The sequence below is a fragment of the Acetobacter sp. DmW_136 genome (assembly GCF_008690365.1).
Taxonomy (GTDB): domain Bacteria; phylum Pseudomonadota; class Alphaproteobacteria; order Acetobacterales; family Acetobacteraceae; genus Acetobacter; species Acetobacter oryzifermentans.
Window position 1 is genome coordinate 1 of sequence record NZ_VHON01000075.1, and the last position, 1,491, is coordinate 1,491.

2 protein-coding genes are annotated in these 1,491 nt (G+C 49.1%); both read right to left on the minus strand.

Translation table 11 applies throughout. The features are described from left to right. Window positions 1–277 precede the first annotated feature (277 nt). Window positions 278–1,012, minus strand: a complete 735-nt coding sequence (locus FKW31_RS15365; protein WP_063354732.1) for a CbtA family protein — start codon at window positions 1,010–1,012, stop codon at window positions 278–280. 23 nt (window positions 1,013–1,035) lie between these two features. Continuing rightward, window positions 1,036–1,254, minus strand: coding sequence for a CbtB-domain containing protein (locus tag FKW31_RS15370; protein ID WP_003627697.1), 219 nt, complete (start codon window positions 1,252–1,254; stop codon window positions 1,036–1,038). Window positions 1,255–1,491: the final 237 nt, after the last annotated feature.

Genomic DNA, 1,491 nt, shown 5'->3' on the forward strand with positions numbered 1-1,491 from the left:
GCACCCCTCTGGCGGTGTGACAGACTGGACAGGCAACCGCCTCGTCGGGAACGAAGCCATCTTCGGGCTCCACTCCAATATCACTTTCTAAAGACAATAAATAAAAAAGCATTTCCTGTATGTTAATGTTCTCACGGTGCAGAACAATACAACTTCAGGAAATGCTTTTTTAATGTGCATTACGCACAGAGAATATTTAGAAAAATCGTTTGCCTTATTAGGTTTTGTGGAAAAATTTTATTTCCCACAAAACCCATTTACACCGATCACTAAAAAATCAAGCAGTCTTGCGCACTGCACTATTGGACGATGGCAGACATTTTTCTGCCAGAGCACCAAAAACTAGCCCCAGAACTGACCACAAAACAATCTGCATCCCTATGGATGCTTCCCGAAAACGCCAAAGCACAATAGCGGGAAAATTATCTGGCACTTCATTGATGTCTGGCAGGCCAAACTGCACTGCGGCAACAAGCGCAAGCCCAAGAACAATACTGCATACCGCAGCGTTCCAATACCCTATAACATTAGAAAGCGCCCGCCCTACCAACAGAGAAATCATGGAAATTGCAATGGAAAGGCCAACCATTGCAAAATACATTTCCGTCCGCAGGCCAATGGTTTCTTCCTGACCAACTGCGGGTGGGTTCGGCGGATATTTCAAATCTGGTATCAACACAAACGTTAAAAACCCAACACTGGCAAGCAACAAAGCCATGCTGCGTGGGCTTAATGCTGCAAGGCGTTGGTACGCAAATGCGAAAACAATAGCAAAAATACCGCCATATGCTGCGCCATACATGAGTACAGCAGTAAGCAGCCCCCAAGATGCCTGCACGCTACGGCTTACCAGTTCAGGTTCTGGCGCCGCACCTGCGGCAGCATCCTGCGCAGCTTCAAACGCAATAGCTAAAGCAACCTGCGGTTCACCAAAAAATTTTGCAAATACAAAAGAAAGCAATGCAGCCAGAATGCCCGCGACCATGCCGCGGGCTAAAAGACGACCAACCATGAGTAAAACTTTCTTTTAATGCCTTAGTGGCAGGGGAAACCAAGCAGGTGGCGGCCATCATGCACAAATTCATGCACGGCATGCCCGGAAATTAGGGAAGTAGCGCCCTGCTCTGCACCCACAAAGTAGATCAGCAGTGCAGAAACAATCAGGCCGAAAACAGCCCAAGGCAGAATGGCGCGAACCGGAATGCTCTGGCCCGCTGCCGCAACCGGCATAGCTGTATGAACAGATGTGTTCATGATGTTGTATCCTTTATTTAACAGAGCCCACCGTAGCAGGCACAAAAGAGTTTGAAACAGAACGTCATGGTTTGGTCGGCCCTCATCATAGAATGACAAAGCCTAACAGCAAGGGCATTCCGAACACGCCTGCTGCTCCCCCGCCCCTAGAAAGTGATATTGGAGTGGAGCCCGAAGATGGCTTCGTTCCCGACGAGGCGGTTGCCTGTCCAGTCTGTCACACCGCCAGAGGGGTGC